General features: G+C 33.0%; 11 protein-coding genes. 8 read left to right on the plus strand and 3 right to left on the minus strand.

The window, feature by feature from the left end; all coding sequences use genetic code 11:
- The first annotated feature begins 13 nt into the window (after window positions 1-13).
- The 6 genes from ACJ6WR_RS19085 to ACJ6WR_RS19110 all read left to right on the plus strand — a co-directional run bounded on the left by ACJ6WR_RS19085 (window position 14) and on the right by ACJ6WR_RS19110 (window position 14,317).
- On the plus strand, window positions 14-1,591 hold the full coding sequence (locus ACJ6WR_RS19085; protein WP_039112754.1) for a RagB/SusD family nutrient uptake outer membrane protein: 1,578 nt from the start codon (window positions 14-16) through the stop codon (window positions 1,589-1,591).
- Window positions 1,592-1,699: 108 nt separating this feature from the next.
- On the plus strand, window positions 1,700-3,637 hold the full coding sequence (nagB, locus tag ACJ6WR_RS19090) for a glucosamine-6-phosphate deaminase (RefSeq protein WP_409416138.1): 1,938 nt from the start codon (window positions 1,700-1,702) through the stop codon (window positions 3,635-3,637).
- A 155-nt stretch (window positions 3,638-3,792) separates the two neighbouring features.
- The gene (locus ACJ6WR_RS19095) at window positions 3,793-5,859 is read left to right on the plus strand and encodes a beta-N-acetylhexosaminidase (protein ID WP_409416139.1); all 2,067 of its coding nucleotides are present in this window, start codon (window positions 3,793-3,795) and stop codon (window positions 5,857-5,859) included.
- A 371-nt stretch (window positions 5,860-6,230) separates the two neighbouring features.
- On the plus strand, window positions 6,231-11,072 hold the full coding sequence (gene chiA / locus ACJ6WR_RS19100; RefSeq protein WP_409416140.1) for a T9SS-translocated chitinase ChiA: 4,842 nt from the start codon (window positions 6,231-6,233) through the stop codon (window positions 11,070-11,072).
- Between the two features lie 563 nt (window positions 11,073-11,635).
- Window positions 11,636-12,409: a TlpA family protein disulfide reductase gene (locus tag ACJ6WR_RS19105; RefSeq protein WP_409416141.1), complete on the plus strand. Its 774-nt coding sequence runs from the start codon at window positions 11,636-11,638 to the stop codon at window positions 12,407-12,409.
- Between the two features lie 291 nt (window positions 12,410-12,700).
- Window positions 12,701-14,317, plus strand: coding sequence for an ABC-F family ATP-binding cassette domain-containing protein (locus ACJ6WR_RS19110; RefSeq protein WP_264207009.1), 1,617 nt, complete (start codon window positions 12,701-12,703; stop codon window positions 14,315-14,317).
- Window positions 14,318-14,378: 61 nt separating this feature from the next.
- On the opposite strand, the gene ACJ6WR_RS19115 is transcribed toward ACJ6WR_RS19110, so the two are convergent.
- Entirely contained in the window at window positions 14,379-14,552 is a 174-nt protein-coding gene (locus ACJ6WR_RS19115; protein WP_165572322.1) for a hypothetical protein, read from the minus strand.
- A gap of 256 nt (window positions 14,553-14,808) precedes the next feature.
- On the opposite strand from ACJ6WR_RS19115, the gene ACJ6WR_RS19120 reads away from it, so the two are divergent.
- Together ACJ6WR_RS19120 and ACJ6WR_RS19125 are read left to right on the plus strand one after the other, a co-directional pair.
- The gene (locus tag ACJ6WR_RS19120) at window positions 14,809-16,014 is read left to right on the plus strand and encodes a DUF418 domain-containing protein (RefSeq protein ID WP_409416142.1); all 1,206 of its coding nucleotides are present in this window, start codon (window positions 14,809-14,811) and stop codon (window positions 16,012-16,014) included.
- Window positions 16,015-16,285: 271 nt separating this feature from the next.
- Window positions 16,286-19,030, plus strand: a complete 2,745-nt coding sequence (locus ACJ6WR_RS19125) for a fibronectin type III domain-containing protein (protein WP_409416143.1) — start codon at window positions 16,286-16,288, stop codon at window positions 19,028-19,030.
- A gap of 131 nt (window positions 19,031-19,161) precedes the next feature.
- On the opposite strand, the gene ACJ6WR_RS19130 is transcribed toward ACJ6WR_RS19125, so the two are convergent.
- Complete coding sequence (locus ACJ6WR_RS19130; protein WP_409416144.1) at window positions 19,162-19,311, minus strand: type II toxin-antitoxin system ParD family antitoxin; 150 nt, start codon at window positions 19,309-19,311, stop codon at window positions 19,162-19,164.
- A 373-nt stretch (window positions 19,312-19,684) separates the two neighbouring features.
- Window positions 19,685-21,160 (minus strand): T9SS type A sorting domain-containing protein, encoded by a 1,476-nt coding sequence (locus tag ACJ6WR_RS19135; RefSeq protein ID WP_409416145.1) that lies wholly within the window; start codon window positions 21,158-21,160, stop codon window positions 19,685-19,687.
- Window positions 21,161-21,211 lie beyond the last annotated feature (51 nt).

The following is a 21,211-nucleotide window of genomic DNA, read 5'->3' on the forward strand; positions in this document are numbered from 1 at the left end:
TCTTAATAAAATCATGATATCAAATAAAATAAAAAGAACAGCGATATGCTTCTCTTTACTGGCAACATTTAGTTGTTCAGATAGTTTCGAGGAGATAAATACTAATCCTAACGGATTTAGTGAAGAGCAATTAATGCAAGATAATAATCATATTAGAAGTTTATTTGCTCCAATTTTTAATAGATTTTTAATTATTGACGTTACTTGGCAGTATCAAACTCAACAAAACTTACAAGGAGACATGTGGTCGGGCTACATGACTACACCAGTTATATTTGGAGCCTTTAATAATCACGATTATGCTTTGAACTCTGGTTGGACTAGTACAGCTTGGGATGATGGTTATCTTAATTTAATGGGGAATATTAGAAAAATTGGTGTAGCATCCAAAGGTACTGCAGATCAGTTTTATTCATGGTCGTTAATATTGAAAGTTGCATCAATGCAAAGATTAACGGATATGTATGGACCTGTTGTTTACTCTGAATATGGAAAAACTACAGTTCCAATTGGATATGATTCTCAAGAGCAAGTTTATAATCAAATGTTCAAAGAGTTAGATATAGCAGTAGCAGATTTAACAGCTAGAGTAAAATCTGGAGAAGAGCAACAATTTAAGAAAACGGATTTGTCTGCTTATAAAGGAAGTTATGAAAAATGGGTAAAATATGCCAATTCATTGCGTTTAAGATTAGCTATGCGTATTGCTAAAGTTAGTCCGGCTTTGGCTAAAATTGAGGCAGAAAAAGCCGTTAATCATCAATTAGGAGTTATGAACACAAATGATGATGTTATGAAGATAAAATCACCACAAAATCTTAACCCTATTGATGTAATTAGTCATGTTTGGGATGGTTTATATATGGGAGCTGATATGGAATCTATACTGACTGGGTATGATGATCCTAGAATTGCAAAATATTTTGATAAATCGGTACAATTTCCTGATAAATATGTTGGAGTAAGAACAGGTATTGAGTATCCAAGTAATACCATGTATAATGGGACTTCACAAACTGGAGCAGTTGCAAGAACGGGGGAAAATGTTTGGATGACTACTGCTGAGGTTTATTTCTTAAGATCTGAAGGTGCTTTAAGAGGCTGGAACATGGGAGGAGATGCTAAAACGTTATATGAATTGGGTGTTAAGGCTTCATTTGAACAAGTTGGGGTATCTGGAGCTGATAGTTATTTAGCAGATAACACAAAAATGGCCAAAGATTATGTTGACCGTATAGCAAGTCAAAATAGTATTGCAGCAGTTAATAAAGTTACAGTAGCTTGGGATGAGGCTGCATCTAATGAAATTAAATTACAGAAAATTATCACTCAAAAATGGATTGCTAATTTTCCTGAGGGACAAGAAGCTTGGACTGAATTTAGAAGAACAGGTTATCCGAAATTGTTTCCAATATCTAATAATAAAAGTGGAGGTATTATCGATACTAATTTAGGTGTTAGAAGGCTACCTTTTGCAGATTCTGAAAAAGCACTTAATAACGGAGGTGTTCAAACAGGAATTGCAAAACTTGGAGGTCCAGATAATGGAGCAACTAGACTTTGGTGGGATACTACAGGTCCAAACTTTTAATTAAAAACAGATTTTTTAAAAAAGAGTGTAAGTGGCATAAGTAATGAAAATTACTTATGCCACTTTTAAACACGCATGTCTTTATATAATAGTATAAAAAAATATAAAATGAAAAGTGCTATAGAAATTAAACCTGACATTAGCTATAAAAGTGCTGGGAAGTTTGAAGAAACACGATTTGAAAAAATCCACAATGAAATCTTTAAGAACTCTACCGAAGCATCAATAATTGTTGCGCAGGAAATTGCACAACTAATTAGATCTAAACAAGAAAAGAACAAATCTTGTGTACTAGGTTTAGCCACTGGTTCTTCACCTATAAAAGTATATGAAGAATTAGTTAGAATGCACAATGAAGAAGGATTAAGTTTTAGTAATGTTATTACTTTTAATTTGGATGAATACTATCCAATGACCAAAGAGAATAATCAGAGCTACCACCATTTCATGCATCAGCATCTTTTTAATCACATCGATATCAATCCGGATAATGTTAATATTCCAGATGGTACCGTTGCAATCGAAGAGTTAAATCAATATTGTATTGATTATGAAATGAATATTAAAAATGCTGGTGGACTCGATTTCCAATTATTAGGAATTGGTCGTACCGGACACGTAGGATTTAACGAACCAGGTTCACACATAAATTCAGGAACACGTATCATTACTTTAGATCATATAACGAGAGTAGATGCTTCTTCCGATTTTAACGGAATTGATAATGTGCCAAAAAGGGCCATTACAATGGGAGTATCTACAATTCTCAGATCTAAAAGAATTGTACTAATGGCTTGGGGACAAAACAAAGCCGATATCATCAAGAGAACCATTCAGGGAGATATCAGTTCAGAAGTTCCGGCAACCTTTTTGCAAAATCATGGCAATGCAACATTTGTTCTGGACCAATCGGCAGCATCTGAATTAACCCGTTTTAAAACACCATGGTTGGTAGGAGAATGTATTTGGAATCAGGAATTAAAAAGCAAAGCGATTGTTTGGCTATGCCAAAAAACAAAACAATCAATTTTAAAATTAACCGACAGAGATTACAACAATAACGGAATGTCCGATTTATTGGCTCAGGAAGGTTCAGCTTACGATTTGAACATTAATATGTTCAATGTATTGCAACACACCATTACAGGATGGCCAGGAGGAAAGCCAAACACTGACGATTCACACCGTCCAGAAAGAGCCAATCCAGCCAAGAAAAGAATTATCCTTTTTAGTCCACACCCAGATGATGATGTTATCTCGATGGGAGGAACATTCTCAAAATTAATAAAGCAAGGGCATGATGTACATGTAGTATATCAAACCTCAGGAAATATTGCCGTTACCGATGATGAGGCATTAAAATTTGCAGAAGTAAGTAATGATTTTATAACAGATGCAGATACCAAAATAAACTTTAAATCAGTAATAGAGTTTTTGAACAATAAATCAGAGAATCAGATTGATTCATTAGAAGTTCGTAAACTAAAAGGATTAATAAGAAGAAGAGAATCTTATGCCGCTACAAGATATATTGGATTAAAAGATAGTAATACCCATTTCCTGGATCTACCATTTTATGAAACAGGACAAATCAAGAAAAACCCGTTAGGTCCAGAAGATATCGCAATTGTAAAGGACATTATCGAACAAATAAAACCACACCAAGTGTTTGCAGCAGGAGATCTAGCAGATCCACACGGCACACACGAAGTATGTCTGAATGCCATATTTGCGGCAATGAAAGAATTAAAACCAAAACCATTCATGGATGATTGTTGGTTATGGTTGTACCGAGGCGCTTGGCACGAATGGGATATACATGAAATAGACATGGCAGTACCATTAAGCCCATCGGAAGTATTATTAAAACGTCACGCTATTTTATACCACCAATCTCAAAAAGACAGAGTAATGTTTCAAGGAAACGACTCTAGAGAGTTTTGGGTAAGAGCTGAAGATCGTAATAAAAACACAGCGATTTTATACGATGATTTAGGACTTGCCGAATACGAAGCAATCGAAGCCTTTAAACGTTTTGATTATTAAAAGATTACACGAGTTAGAATAATTTAAGTTACAAAATTCAGAGTGATACCTTGGTGATAAAGAGGTTCAATTAGGTTTTATTCTGAGTTTTGTTTTTATCCGAGTTTTTAAGTCAATATGTATTGATTGCAAAAGACTCTTTTACAACAAAAAATATGAAATATATATTGATTTTATTATTTTCAGGTATAGTAGCTAATGCTCAAATAAAAAAAGAGCAATTAAACCTTATGCCATGGCCACAAACAATAAATTTATCCGAGGGTACATTTGCTTTAACTAAAGGTTTTAGAATAAATATTACAGGAAACCCTAATCCGAGAATTTTTAGCGGGGCAACTCGTTTTTTAAGAAGATTAGACGGTAGAACAGGATTGTTTTTTGAGCAAGATTTTTTGACCAAACTTAATTCAGCACCTACAGCACAATTACAAATAAATTGCACCAAAAGTGGTAAAATTGGTTTATATGAAGACGAGAGTTATCATCTTGATATAAAGCAAGATAAAATTACAATTAATGCAACAAGTGATTTAGGAGCTTTACATGGCCTTGAAACGTTGTTACAAATGTTACAAAACAATAGTACGTCTTACTACTTTCCGGTTTCTCAAATTTCAGATTTTCCAAGATTCACATGGAGAGGTTTAATGATGGATGTTGCAAGACATTTTCAACCAGTAGATGTTGTTAAAAGAAACCTTGATGCATTGGCAGCTATGAAAATGAATGTTTTTCACTGGCATTTAGTAGATGATCAAGGATGGAGAATACAATTAAAGAAACATCCTAAACTTACTGATTTAGCTTCAGATGGATTTTATTATACACAAGAAGAAATTAAAAACATTGTTAAATATGCTGATGAGCGAGGAATTTTGGTCGTGCCAGAAATCGATGTTCCGGGTCATGCATCAGCTATTTTAACAGCTTACCCAGAAATAGGAAGTAAAGTAGTAAATATATCTAATGGAACTTCAGAGAGTAGTGCAAAAGCAGCAGTAGTCTCTACATATAGTATAGAGCGTAATGCAGGAATTTTCAGTCCAACATTAGATCCATCTAATCCTAAAACTTACCAATTATTAAGCGAGATTTTTGATGAAGCATGTCCGTTATTTCCAGGTGCATACTTTCATATCGGAGGAGATGAAAACGAAGGTAAAGACTGGGATTCAAACCCTAAGATACAAGAGTTTAAAAAGAAACATAAGTTAGTAACCAATCATGATTTGCAAACTTATTTTACGATGCAATTAGTTCCGATGCTTAAAAAACATGGTAAACAATTGATGGGTTGGGAAGAGATTATGACAAAAGATATGTCTAAAGATGCAATTATTCACGCATGGAGAGGACCAAATGAAGGAGTTGCAGTTGGAAAATCATTAACAGAATCTGTAAAAAATGGTTATAAAACAGTCTTATCTAATGGTTATTATATTGATTTAGTTCAAGGAGTAGAAGCACATTATTTAAACGATCCATTACCTAAAAGCGCAAACTTTACCCCAGAAGAAAAAGCAAGAGTATTAGGAGGAGAAGCTACAATGTGGACAGAACTTGTAACGCCTTTAACCATGGATTCAAGACTTTGGCCAAGAACAGCAGCAATAGCCGAAAGATTATGGTCTGCAGAAGATATTACAGATTTAAACAGCATGCGCAGAAGATTAGCAGTTGTTTCATTTAGATTAGAAGAACTAGGAATTACACATATTAGAAACAAAGATGTGATCTTAAGAAATATTGCAAACAATCAAAACATTGCAGCATTAACCGATTTCTCTAATGTATGTGAGCCTCTTAAAGGGTATAAGAGAAATAAAGGAGGAGTTGAATATCAAACATATTCACCATTTACACTTTTTGCAGATGCATGTACACCAGATGCTTCAGATGCAATTGCTTTTGATACAGTTGTAAAAGAATATTTAGCAGACAAATCAGCCGCTAATAAAGCCAAAGTAACTTCATTCTTAAACAAGTGGATTGGTTTAAAAGCTAGCCTAACAAGTTTAAGTGAAAATGCGCCTTTGATCCAGCCAATTTTACCACTTGCTAATAATCTTAGTGATTTATCACAGCAATTAGTAAATGTTTTAGATAATAAAGCAACAGTTGCACCAGTAGTTTTAAATGAATTATTAGAGAAATGTAACTCTAAAGATTATGGAGATGTAGAGTTAGCAGTATATGAAAGTTTAAAAAAATTAATATAGAGTAAGATTAAAAGTTGTGTTAGATTAATAATTGAATTAGTTGAAGTTTAGTTGCCATAATTAATTAGTAATTTAATTATCTCTTCTGGAATTTCCAGGAGAGATAAATTATGGTAAAGATTCGGTTTGGATATTTTTAGAATACCGAATCCATGATAAAATAGATATTAAAATTTAAAATATAATAAAGATTTACAATTAAGATTGCTAAGCCCCAAGTTTATCTGTTTTAATTTAAAAATGATTCAGTTGCCCCAAATGTAACTGAGTTAGCGATTACCATTTGTTTAAAGTGATTTTTGGTTTTTGTATTACCAATCATTTGATCCAATTGGATATTTATTTTTTATTAACCAACCTATTTATTAATTATGAAACATTATTACAGATTGCTGTTATTATTTTTGTTTCCGATTGTATTATTTGCCCAACCAGCACATAATAAAAAAGTTGTCGGATACTATGCTCAATGGGCCATTTATGCAAGGGATTTTAATGTCCCCAAAATTGACGGAAGTAAATTAACCCATTTAAATTATTCTTTTTACGGAACCACTTTCGATCCGGCACACCCAGAAAATACCAAATTAAAATGTTTGGATACCTATGCTGATTTTGAGCATATGGAAGGCGGAATACCGTGGGATGCTCCTGTAAAAGGAAATTTTTATGATTTAATGAAACTTAAACAAAAGTACCCACATTTAAAAATCTTAATCTCCGTAGGAGGTTGGACAAAAGGACAAGATCTTTCACCAATTTCTGCAAGCCCGGTTGCAAGAGCAGCTTTAGCGGCAGATATGGCTAATTTCTTGGTAACTTATCCTTTTATTGACGGATTTGATATCGATTGGGAATATCCCCTTTCTGGAGGAACAGACGGAACAGAAGTTATTAATGGAGCACCAATACCTCCACAAAAATACAGTCCGGATGATAACAAGAATTTGGTTTATTTATTAAAAGCAATGCGACAAGCAATGCCTAATAAATTAGTTACAATTGCTGCAGGTAATAATGTTCGAAAAGTAGGAGCACAATATTTAGGCCCAAACAATAGAGCACAATACGGAATGACAGAAGATATTTCGACTTATTGCGATTATATCACTTATTTTGGATATGATTTTGGAGGAAACTGGTATGATAAAACATGCTACAATGCCCCTTTATATCCAAGCGGAAATACAAATGATCCGTTATACAATGCAACTCAATCAGAATCATTAGATGAGTTAACAAACCAATATTTAAACGTTATCGGTATTCCTGCTAATAAGCTAGTAATGGGATTGCCTTTTTACGGAAAAATATTTAAAAATGTTGGAACAACTAATACAGTGCCTAATATGCCAGGATTATTTGTTACAGCACCAAGAGATGCAGTTTCAGGATGTACAAACCCGCAAAATCCAACAGGAACATGGGATGGTCCCGCAGCTTGCGAAAAATCAGGAAGTATCGAGATTTGCGATTTAGTAGGTAATCCGGTAACAAACTCACATCCTTATTTAGACCCAAACACTATGTTGGTTACTCCAGCAGCAGCATCTGCAGGATGGGTAAGATATTGGGATAATGCAACCAAAGTTCCTTACCTATACAATGCTTCCTTACATCAGTTTATTAGTTATGAAGATAAACAATCGATGGAGTTAAAAGCAGAGTATATTAAATCCAAAAATCTTGGAGGAGGTATGATTTGGGAATTATCTCAAGATACAAGAGGAGCAATTCCTAACGCATTATTAGGTCAAGTAAATACTACTTTTAGTGCTGCCGTTATAGGAACATTAACGGTAAGTGGTTCAGTAAAAAATGGTACAAATTTAGTTCCAACAGTTACAGTTCAGCTAAAAGATGCTACTAATGCAATTGTTCAAACAGTTAATTCTACAGATGGAAATTATACTTTTAACAATGTCGTTTCAGGAGCAAATTACACCGTTACAGCTTTAAAAGCATCCTATACTTTTACGCCAGTAACATTAACAAATCTTGTAGCAAACCAAGCCAACGTTGTTATTCAGGGAACACAGCCGCTTTATACTATTAGCGGAACTGTACTAGACGGAACTACAGCAGTTTCGGGAGTAACAGTTACAGCAACAGCAGGAACAACTACATTTACTGCAGTTACTAATGCAAGCGGAGCATACACTGTTACAGCTTTAACAGCAGGACTTAATTATACAGTTACAGCTGCAAAAACAGGAGTAACATTTACGCCAGCATCTACAGTATATTCAGTTTTAAGTGAAAACAAAGTTTTGAATTTTACTCAAACGGTATATTATACTATTAGCGGAAGCGTAATGAATGGAGCAACAGCAGTTTCTGGAGCAACAGTTACAGCAACTTCTACAGCAGGAACATTTACATCAGTATCTAGTGCTACAGGAGCGTATAGTATTGCTAATTTACCTTCGGGAGCAAACTATACAGTAACAATTGCTAAAGCAGGAGTAACATTTTCACCAGCTTCTACGGTATATAACAATCTTACGGCAAGTAAAGTTTTAAACTTTACACAAAATGCAGCTCCAGCTAGTAAAATTAGCGGAACAGTTAAGAATGGTTCAAATCCAGTAGCAGGTGCCAAAGTAGAATTAATTTTTAATTGGACAGATAATGCACATCCATATGCTAGTTTTCTAGCAACAACAGATGCGCAAGGAAAATATAGTTTTGATAATGCAATATTCTCAGGATATACAATCATCGCTAGTTTAAAAATGAATTCATGGCAGAATAATGACGTTACTTATTCACCTTCTAATCTTACAAACTTGCCTATTCCGGCTACATCACAAGTCTATGACTTTAGTACAGGAACAGTAGCGCCATTAAAAGTTGCAGGCGAAAGCGTACCGAGCGAAGTAGTTGCAGTATCAGAAACTAAAACTCCATCAGCGACTACAGTTGATAAAAGCTTGGTAGAGAGTAAAGTTTTAAGTGTTACTCAAGAGCTTGTTGCACCAGGTACTATAATTAGTGGAACAGTTAAGAATGGAACAACTCCGGTATCAGGAGCCAAAGTAGAATTAGTTGTGCCTTGGACAGATAGTACACATAACTGGAAAAGTGTTATTGCAACAACAGATGCACAAGGAGTTTTTAGCTACGATAATACAGTTACAGCAGGTTATACACAAGTTTTAAGTTTAAAATTAAATGCTTGGGAGAATAATAATACCGCATATTTTCCAAATAATCTGGTAAACTTTGCTATGCCAACAACGCCTCAGGTGTATAACTTTAATACAAATACAGTTTTACCACCTCAGGTTACCATTACAGCTCCTTCAGCTGCAACTGTAGCGATTGCTCCGGGAACAGCGATTCAGCTGAAAGCAACTGCAAGTGTAGATGCCAGCTTAACTATTTCGTCAGTTGTATTCAACATTAACGGACAAAATATTACAGCAGCACTTTCAGGAACAGAATATGTAGCAAACTGGACACCAGTTGCAGCAGATTTCAACAAAAATTATACCTTGAAAGCAACTGTTACGGCGTCAAGTGGTACAACGGCAGAAAATACAAAAGCATTCTCTTTACAATGTTCAGGAACAACTTGTCCTAATTCATTGCCGGTAATTACTTGGAATACACCATCGAATACGACTATATACCAAAATTCTTTTCAAGTTGTGCCAATTTCAGTTACAGCTGTTGATAGTGACGGATCGGTTTCAGGTGTTGCGATTACAATAAATGGAGGTACATTTAACATGACAGCAGGTACAAATAATACCTATACGTATAATTTTACACCATCAGCTTATCAGGATTATCCAGTTGTAATCAAAGCAACCGATAATAAAGCTGCTGTAACTACATTAAATAATACAATTAAAATTGCTCAAGTGGGCACTAATAGATTTATCCCGCTTCCATCTAAAGTTCTTTTAGGATATGCACATTCTTGGGAAAATGCTGGTGCTCCATTTTTATATTTTTCTCAAATGGTAGGAAGTAAGTTTAACGTAGTCGATTATTCTTTCGTAGAAACAGTTAATCGTGATGGTTATACACCAGTATTAACTACAAATGATACTCGATATTTGACCAATGGAGTTTTCGATAAGCAATTGTTGAAAAACGATATAAAATCTTTAAGAGATAGCGGAGTTCCTGTTATTGTCTCTATTGGAGGTCAAAATGGTCATGTTGTTTTAGACAATGTAACTCAAAAAAATATTTTTGTTAATGGTCTAAAAGCAATTATTGATGAGTATCAATTTGATGGAGTTGATATTGATTTTGAAGGTGGATCGATGAATTTTAATGCAGGAGCTTTAAGAGATATTTCTTATGCGGGTATTTCTGCTTATCCAAGATTAAAAAACGTAGTAGATGCTTTCAAAGAATTAAAAGCTTACTATGGTCCTGGATTTTTATTAACTGCAGCTCCAGAAACACAATATGTACAAGGAGGATATTCTACCTATAATGATACTTTTGGTTCTTTCCTTCCAATCATTCAAAACTTGCGTAACGAATTAGATTTGTTAGCGGTACAATTGTATAATACAGGAGGAGAAAACGGATTAGATGGTCAATATTATGGTTCAGCTAAGAAATCAAACATGGTAACAGCCCTAACAGATATGATTATAAAAGGGTATAACATTGGCACAACAGGAATGCGTTTTGATGGTTTACCAGCCTCAAAAGTTCTTATTGCATTACCAGCTTGTCCAAGTGCAGCAGGTAGCGGTTATTTAACGCCGACAGAAGGAATTAATGCTGTGCATTACTTAAGAACCGGAACTACTTTTTCAGGAAGAACCTACACTATGCAACCAGGCGGGCCATATCCTTCTTTAAGAGGTTTAATGACTTGGTCAGTAAACTGGGATGCATCTTCTTGTGGTAATTCATCTGAATTGTCTAAAGCATATGCAGCTTATTTTGCATCACAAACTGCTAAAATAAAAGCAGAAGATAAGATAGAAGTAACAAGCAATAAAACAATTGCATACTTTAAAGATAATGCACTAGCAATATCTAACGAAGCAAATAATATCGGTAAAGTTGAGGTGTATAACACAATCGGACAATCGGTATTAAGTTACGAAAACATTCAAAATAGTAACAATTTGTTGCTAGAAAACAGAAGTTTCTTAACCAAACAATTATTTATCGTAGTTGTGACTGATAAATCTGGAAACAGAAAATCATTTAAGGTAATGAACTTTTTAAATTAAGATTTTAAGAATTCAAAAAAATGAAAAATTGGGGCAGTTAAAATTGAGTTTGGTTATTTATTTTTTAATTTGATTTTTCATATTTTGGATAAATGCATTGAATTTGGGTAATTTGTTATTTGGTTTTTACCTAGAGGAAATCATTATGAGCCTGGCACTTAGTGCCAGGTTTTTTTATGCCTTATCGCGATTGGAGAGATACAGTTGTTTTTGCCCGAAGTTTGTCATCCTGAGCGGAGTCGAAGGATTAGGAGCTATTTCCTGCTATCCATTTCAATCTTTTATGTTTTTAAAGAAAAAACATAAAAGGATTTCCATTTCTATCAGGGCTAGGAATCACCATTGCGAAGTACAAAGTAATTACATTTCAAATAGACCTTTGTCAAAGTTCAAAACGAAGAGTGTAAGGAACTTTAATTTTACACAAAATAATCACAAACTTGTCATTTCTGAAATGACAAAAATGAACAGACCAACTTTAAACTTGAACTTTGACAAAGGTTACAATTATTAGAAACTATTTTTTAGCTATTTTTGAAACCCAATTATTGCATCACAACTTCATGAAAAAAACATTTAGCCTTATACTAACATTCTTAATTTTTACTTCTTGTTTAGCACAAACAAAATACGAAAATCCAGAAGTTGATCCAATACAAATCCAAAAAGACTACAGTAGTTGGTGGGCGTATCAGAGTAAAAACATAATGCTTTCCACAGATTTTATAGCACTAGATACACTCTCGAAAGAAATACCAAAAGAGACTTTTTTAGATCAGTTAGCAAATAGTAATTATATCCCCATTCGATTACAATCGGATGATGCTATTTATTATTATAAATTATTCAAAATTCAGCCTAATTCCGATACAAGTATAAAAGCAACTATTAACCAAGAAGCTTTTGATGCGTATAAGAACTTCAAAATGGAAAACACTCCATTCCCTAAATTCTCTTTTAAGGATTTAAACGGAAATCTGGTTTCTAATGAAACTATGAAAGGAAAGATTATAGTGATAAAATGTTGGTATATTCATTGTGCTGCATGCATTAAAGAATTTCCAGATGTAAATAAATTGGTAGAGAAATACAAAGACCGAAAAGACATTCTTTTTGTAAGTTTAGCAGAAGACACACCAGAACAATTAAAAGTATTTTTGGCTAGAAAACCATTATCATATTCCGTTATTCCAAATATGAAAATCTATATGAATGAAACGTTGCAGTTAAATGCTTTTCCCACACATTTCATCATCAACAAAGAAGGATTAATTACCAAAGTTTTAAATAATTATAAAAGCTTAGAAGTAGCTTTGGAGAAAGAAAGTAAATTATAATTAAATCTTTTTAAATGCTAATATTGTGTTTAAAGGGAACACGGATGACACGGATTCGCTAGGGCGAAAACACAGATAAACACGGATTTTCTATCCATTATTTTTTTAATCTGTTTTTATCCGCGTCTTTACTTTTGTAAATCCGTATCATCCGCGTTCCTTTACAGATATGATTTGTTGTAAAAGATAATTTTAGCTATTTTCATATTAAAAAAACTTAGCCACTCAGTTTCTTTGTACCTCTGAACCTTTTTCACTACTTTTGCACAAAATTAATTAATATAGACATTCATGTTAACAGTCAATAATTTATCGGTACAATTTGGCAAACGAATTTTGTTTGACGAAGTAAATACAACTTTCACACACGGAAATATTTATGGAGTTATCGGAGCCAATGGTGCTGGAAAATCAACTTTTCTTAAAATAATTTCAGGCGAAATGGATCCTACTTCAGGACATATCCATTTAGAGCCAGGAAAACGTATGTCGGTTTTAAATCAAAACCACAACATGTTCGATGAGCATACCGTACTTGAAACCGTAATTATGGGTAACAAAGTATTGTACGCGGTTAAGAAAGAAATGGATGAACTTTATTTAGACTATAACGATAAAAACGCAGATAGAATAGGAGAGTTACAAGTTCAGTTTGAAGAAATGAACGGATGGAACGCTGATTCTGATGCAGCTTCGATGTTGTCTAACTTAGGTATTGCCGAAGAGCACCATTATACATTAATGGGAGATCTAGAGGGAAAAATAAAAGTACGTGTCCTTTTGGCACAAGCTTTATTCGGAAATCCAGATTTACTTATCATGGATGAGCCTACCAACGACTTGGATTTTGAAACAATCGCTTGGTTAGAGAACTTCCTTGCAAATTATGAAAATACAGTAATTGTAGTATCGCATGACCGTCACTTTTTAGATTCGGTTTGTACACATATATCAGATATCGATTTTAGTAAAATCAACCATTACTCAGGAAACTATACGTTTTGGTATGAGTCTAGCCAATTAGCGGCAAAACAACGTGCACAACAAAACAAAAAAGCTGAAGAAAAGAAACAAGAATTAGAAGAATTTATTCGTCGTTTTAGTGCCAACGTTGCTAAGTCTAAACAAGCAACTTCTCGTAAAAAAATGATTAGTAAGCTTAATATTTCTGAGATTAAACCTTCAAGCCGTCGTTATCCTGCAATTATTTTTGATCAGGATCGAGAAGCTGGAGATCAAATTTTAAATGTTGAAAACTTAAGCGCTTCAATCGAGGGAGATATTTTATTTAAAGGTGTTGATTTGAATATGGCAAAAGGAGATAAAATTGTTTTATTCTCTAAAGATTCACGTGCAACAACAGCATTCTACGAAATTTTAAATAACAATCAAAAAGCCGACGAAGGTACTTTTGATTGGGGAATCACAACAAATCAAGCTTATTTACCAGCAGAGAATCATTCATTTTTTGAGAATGACTTAACATTGGTAGACTGGTTACGTCAATGGGCAAAAACCGAAGAAGAGCGCGATGAAGTTTTTATTAGAGGATTCTTAGGGAAAATGATTTTCTCAGGAGAAGAAGCTTTAAAAACAAGTAGAGTTTTATCAGGAGGAGAAAAAGTACGTTGTATGTTATCTCGAATGATGATGGAAAGAGCCAATGTATTAATGCTAGACGAGCCTACAAATCACTTAGATCTAGAGTCGATTACAGCATTTAACAACTCACTAAAAAACTTTAAAGGATCAGTGATTTTTACAACACATGATCACGAGTTTGCACAAACTGTAGGTAATAGAGTAGTAGAGCTTACACCAAATGGAGTTATCGATCGTTACATGACATTTGATGAATATCTTGATGATGAAAAAGTACAAGAATTAAGAGTGAAAATGTATTCTTAATACTTAAAACATATTTTTAAGAATCCCAATCGGCGCACCGATTGGGATTTTTTTTATTCTATTATTTTTTACCGAAGATTTTAATAATCAGGTAAATTATTAAAACAATTACAATAATTACTGCAAAAGCACCGACACCCATTCCTGCTTTAAAAATGCCTTCAATAGCCTCACAGCTAGTAAGAGATAACGATATAATTAAAGCGACTAGTATTGTAGATAATTTACTTTTCATGATTTCGTGTTTTTAAATTAATTAAAAATGACAATCATTATTGTCTTATTGTGAAATTAATAAATACCACAAAAAGAATGTTATATAATTCCTGTAAAATGTTTTATTATTTGATTTTTAATTTTATGAAAAATAGTTGAGAATAATTGAAAATTAGACTGTTAGGCTGCGCTATAATTGAGGATTTGGATTGTAGATTTTGGCTAAATAAAATTATATTTGAGTTAAAATACTATAAATTAATCCTTAAAATATTATGTCAGAAAATGCTTTTAGTTTAAAAACTCCCCGTATAGAAGTCATAGATGCATTACGTGGTTTAGCCATTATGGCGATTATGTTACTTCATAATTTAGAACACTTTGATTTCTATTATTTGCCCGAATATTTACCTGAACCAATCAAGGTATTAGATAAAATAATTTGGGATACATTATTCTTTCTTTTTGCAGGAAAATCATATGCCATCTTTTCACTTCTTTTCGGTTTTAGTTTTTTTATACAATACGATAATCAGCGTAAAAAAGGTAATGATTTTAGATGGAGATACGTTTGGCGACTGGCAATATTATTTGTTTTCGGATTAGTAAATACACTCTTTTTCTCAGGAGATATATTAATGATGTATGCCGTTTTAGGATTAATATTAATTCCGGTTTGCAATTTAAATACCAAATACGTTTTAACAATAGCAACTTTCTTGTTGATGCTTCCTATGGAGTGGTTCAACTTTTTTAATATACTTTTTAATCCCGATTATATACTTCCTGCAAATAGATCAAATGCTTATTATGGAAGTATGCAAACTTATTTAAGCGGGAACTCATTTGTAGATCATGCAGTGGGGAATTTATCAATAGGAAGATGGGCATCAGTATTCTGGTCGTGGGAAAACGGAAGATTTTTTCAGGCACCAGCATTATTTATGTTTGGGATGATAGCAGGAAGAAAACAACTCTTTGTTATTTCGGAAGCTAGTATTGCATTTTGGAAAAAAGCATTAGTATATGCAATTATATTATTTATCCCGTTATTTGCATTCAAAACTTATTTGTCAGAACTTATAGCAAATAAAGACATGGTAAATAGTTTATTAATCATTTTTACATCTTGGTCTAATGTTTCCTTTATGGTCGTTTTAGTAAGTACATTTGTATTGTTATATCAAAAAGAAGCTATAAATAAAGTTCTGATAAAATTAATCCCATTCGGAAAAATGAGCTTAACAAGTTATTTTTCTCAATCTATTTTAGGGTCGTTTATATACTACCGTTTTGGTTTAGGATTATACCAATATACAGGCGCAACATTTGGTTTGATAATAGGTATTGTTTTGTTTTTGCTACAATTAGGATTTTGTACTTGGTGGCTAAAAACACACAAACAAGGACCATTAGAATATATTTGGCATAAAGCAACCTGGATTTCTTTCGGAAAAGAGAAAAAAGCTGTTACTGCATAAGATTCTCTAACTTAAAAAGGGACGCGGATAAAACGGATTCGCCAAGGCGAAAACGCGGATAAAAACGGATTTTTAAAATTACCCAAAAGGAAAAAATCTGTTTTTATCCGCGTCTTTACTTTAGTAAATCCGTCTCATCTGCGTACCCTTTTTAAGTATTATTAACTTTACAATAAAGAGAAGTAAAGATAAAAGAAGGGTAATGTTGTCTTAAAAGTATTTGCATTTTGGTAGAATACTTTTGCTTCGTCTAACAACGAAACAACAACATATGAAAAAGCTCTACTTTCTATTATCTCTTTTAGGAATAGGTTTTACTGCACAAGCACAAAAGCTATTTCCTTATTTGCAAAACGCAACCCCTACATCTATTTATGTTAACTGGAAAACAGAAAGCAACCCAGAAACTATTGTAGAATACGGAACAACTGAATCTTCCCTTAATGTTACTGTTACAGGTAATACTAACGTTTTTACAGATTCGGGTTATCCTGGGAATTATTTTTACCACAGCGCGAAACTGATGAATCTGTCGCCGAACACAAAATATTATTACAGAATAAAAACGGGTGCAGATGTGTCTACCGTTTATTCATTTAAAACATTGCCAAACCCTGGGCAAGCAGCAACTGCCGATGGACATATTCGCTTTTTGATTATGGGAGATAATCAGTTAAAAGCTGTACCTCGTTACGATTCTTTAGTATCGGCTGCAAAAAGAAAAATAAAACAAAAATGGGGTTCTACATTATCTCCAGAAGATAATATATCCATGACATTTATGGTTGGAGATCAAGTCGATGTAGGAACTTTGGATCATTACGAAAACGTACACTTCAAGAAGAATAGAGGATTATCGGGCAATATACCGATTCAGACCACAGTAGGAAACCATGAAACGTATGGAACACTTGGGATGAATTCGTATTATGATCACTTCTATATTAGTGAGCTTTCTTATAAAGGAATTTCATCAGGAACAGAGAATTATTATGCGCAACAAGCAGGAAATGTTTTGTTTATTAGTTTAAGTTCTGAACATACAGGAGCTGCACAATTAACATGGTTACAACAGGTTCTTGCTGCTGCAAATGCTGATAATACCGTAGAGTGGATTTTTTCACTTAGCCACAGACCGTATCAAGCAGAGCAATATGTTGGAGATATCTCTACATGGGTTCGTAATACGGCTGTTCCTTTATTGGTAACTTCTCCAAAATATTCTATGCATATTGGGGCACACCACCATTTGTATCATAGAGGACAATTAAAAAATACACCTACCTACAATATTATTTCGGGCGGAACAGCTTGGGATCAATATTGGGGATCATCTACAGAACAGGATTTTGAAGATGTGCAGAAAACAATATGCAATTGGATTTACCAAATTGTTGATATTGATGTTACCAACGGAAAAATGGATATCGAAAGCTATTCTATCGGAAGCGTTGATAAATGGAAAAACAACCAGTTAATGGACGAGTTCCATAGATATAAAAACAAAGTTGCACCAGTAAAGCCAACTATTACAAATACCTTTGCTGCAAATGTTACTTTGCCATTAACAATTTCAGGTTCGGCATATAGTACAACAACGAATGAGTTATTAAATACAAGTCAGTTTTTAATTTCGCAAACGCCAACATTCGATATAATCAAAAAAGAAGTATATCGCGATTTCGAAAATTTATATGGAAAATATAAGACCCAAAAAGATTCAACTGTTGATATAAATCTAGGTGTAGATATTACCAAGATGGATTTAGCTTCGAACTCGCTTCCTAATGGTAAGTATTATGTGAAATTAAGATATAGAGACCGCAATCTAGAATGGTCTCCTTGGAGCGATACTCAAGCATTTACTGTAACAGGAAGTAATAATGTAAATACTGAGATCGTTACCGATGCGTTAACTTATTCGCAAAGTGCACCTATTAAAGTTGATTTTACCGATGCACCAGCGAGTACAAAAACTTGGATAGGATTGTATAAAGAAGGGCAAACACCGGGATCATCGACTCCATCGCTAACTTGGCAATATACAAATGGTAGCCCAAGCGGATTTATTAATTTCCCTAACGGATTGGCTAATAAAGGACGTTATTATGCTGTAATATTCTCTAATGGTGGATATACGGAAATTGCACCACGAAAATATTTTTATGTTGGGCCAGTTCCTGTATTAACTACAGATAATACCGAATATTCGGTAGGAACACCAGTAATTGTTAATTATACTAATGGACCACAATTGGCAAAGGATTGGATTGGTATATATAGAATGGGAGTAAATCCAGGATCTGGAGTTGCCTCAACAAGTTGGCAATATGTTACCACAGTTGCAGATACTAAATCATTTAACAATTTACCAAAAGGATATTATTATGCCGAATACTATTTGCAGGATAGTTTTAATGCTATCGGAAATAAAGTATTCTTTAAAATCGGAGCTGTGGTTACCGAATTATGGATTAATAAACCCGTATATGATCTTGGCGAACAAATCACAGCTTCATGGACTGATGCTCCAGGAATTGTAAAAGATTGGTTGGGAATTTATCATGAAGGCGATAATCCTAACGAAAAACCATTGGTGAGTTACACTTATTTTGAAGGACTTTCGGAAGGAACAAAAGCTATTGCTACCACTGAGTTACCTACCGAAAAAGGAAATTACTTTTTGGTAATGTTTACCAATGATTCTTATAACGAAGTATCAAACAGAGTTTCTTTTGAAGTAATAGATAGCTCTCTAGGTAACGATGAGTTTAAAATTGATAATGGATTAAAAGTATATCCAAATCCTACTAATAGTAGTGCAGAAACTTTTATTCAGTCAGAATATCCTATTGATGAAATAGAAATTTATAATATGGAAGGAAAACTATTATACGCTACAAAAAATGTAAACAACAATAAGTTTTCTTTAATAAACCAAGATTTACCAAAAGGAGTTTATATCTTAAAAATACATTCTCGTAAATTGTTTACAGCTAAATTAATTGTGAAATAGTAAAAAAAGAATATTAAATAGCAAAGAGGCCGTTCGAAAAGTAATTTTTGGATAGCCTCTTTTTTTATAAGTTTTAGAAAACATGATGGGGATTTGCTCCAGAGGAGTGATACATATTCAAGCAATCGAAATTAATTGGATATTATGTAATTCTTTAAATATTTTTTGTGAAGATTCTTTATAAAAGAATCACGATCAAAATCTCTTATCATTTCAGATTTCTCCCCTTTTTTTAATTCTTTAATAAGTTCTTCTTTTTTTCTTTCTTTTTGTTTGAACATTTTTGATGTTTTAAATAATGAATAGTCACCTTTTTGTAAATAAAAGCTCCAGCGGAGCATCATATTTATAGCTAATTTATAGTTTCTTGCGATAAAGCTACAGCGTAGCGATATTTCGGTTACTGCTTCAGATTAATATATCATCGGATGGGGTTTTGTAAAACGACCTTATGAATTTCTATAAATATTTGCGTTCTCTAGGGGTTAGAATGATATAAACTTATGTTTTGATTAGTGAATATACTTTGTGTGCACGGAAAAAATTTCCGCGCTATCGTTGTGTATGTCATTTTAGTCGAGTTAGTAAGAATAAAAAAAACGCAAAGTCAAAAGACATTTGCGTAGATTTTTATTAGATTTTTCCGAAACAATATTAATTCACGATTACTTTTTGTGTTTCAATACCATTTTTGGTTTTTATTTGAATAAAATAAAGCCCTTTATTTTTTAAATTAATTACCTGTTTTTTATTGTTCGGTTTTAATGAAGAAATTTCTTGTCCTAAGGAATTTATTATGTTTAATTGATCAATAATTTCTTCGGGACTTTCTATATTAATAATTCCTGAAGTTGGATTTGGATAAAGTATATTGCCTAGTTTTCTTTCATAATTAATCACGCCTAGGTTATTATTTTTTAAAGCAAATAAACCAATGTTTGTATTACTTGTTTTTCCACTAAAATACAAGATACCGTTGTATTCAATTAAATCACTACTTAAATCCATACCACTTTCTGGGCCATTAAATAAATCTATAATTTTTGGGTTTGTTGATGAACTTGGGATATTACTATCATAATACCATAATTCACGTCCTTGAGTCCCATTAGCAGCATTAAAGAAAAGCTTATTTTCATAAACAGTTAATTTTTTTGGAATTGAAAATTCAGTACCTAGGTTAATATCTGCAACTAATTCTACTGTACTAATCCCATCATAGCTAAATAGTTCAGTACCTAAATTTGTATGTCCAGAAAAATACATTTTAGAATTATAAAGAGTTTTATCTTGAAAATATCCGCCATAACGTGATGGATCTAAATCATATGCTTTTATAGGACTACTAATTTCGTCATAACTCCATAATTCTTCTCCTGTTCCATCATCTGCGCTAAAGTATAATTTATTATTAAAGATTATAAAACCCTGTGGAGTTGAAGGATTTGCTCCAGCATTTATATCATTTATTTTTTTTGGATTTGTGTTTGAAATAGGTAATTTAGAGTCATATACATATAATTCATAGTTTTTATCATTTAAATTATCCCCGCAATAATAAAGTTTATTGTTAAAAACAATTGATTTGAAACGAAATCCTAAAGATGTTGAGTTAAGTTCTGAATTAGTATTTAGTTTTTTTGGATTAGCAGTGCTAATACTTTGTGTGTCGTCATAAACCCATAACCAAGATTTAGGATACTCAGTTGCTTCTTCGTAATACAATTTATTATTGTATACTACAAGACCGTTCCCTTTATTTCCAATTTTTAGAGGATTAGTTTGAGAAATTGGTTCTTCACTATTATACGAATATAAAAAAGTATTATCGCTAAAGAATAATTTACCATTATATGAAGTGAAATTTCTAGGATAGGAACTTATATTTAAGTCATTGTTTAAATCTGCTAATAGCTTTGGGTTTGAAGAAGAAAGGGATACGTTTGCATCATATACCCATAGCTCATTATTGTTCAAGTTTGTTTCGGTTGCAGAAAAATAAAGACGACCATTGTGTACATGAAAATTAGATGGGGTTTCAGAAAAATTTTTAACTAAGCTAAATTGCGCATGCGAAAAATTGAATGAAAAAAGTAGAAAAAGATTTAAGAAAAGTAATTTTGTATTCATATAATTTTGTTTGTTATTAGAGTTGCATTAAAAGAAATTGAATAGATAAAA

Origin of the sequence: Flavobacterium sp. PS2 (assembly GCF_046250155.1) — a bacterium.
GTDB lineage: Bacteria > Bacteroidota > Bacteroidia > Flavobacteriales > Flavobacteriaceae > Flavobacterium.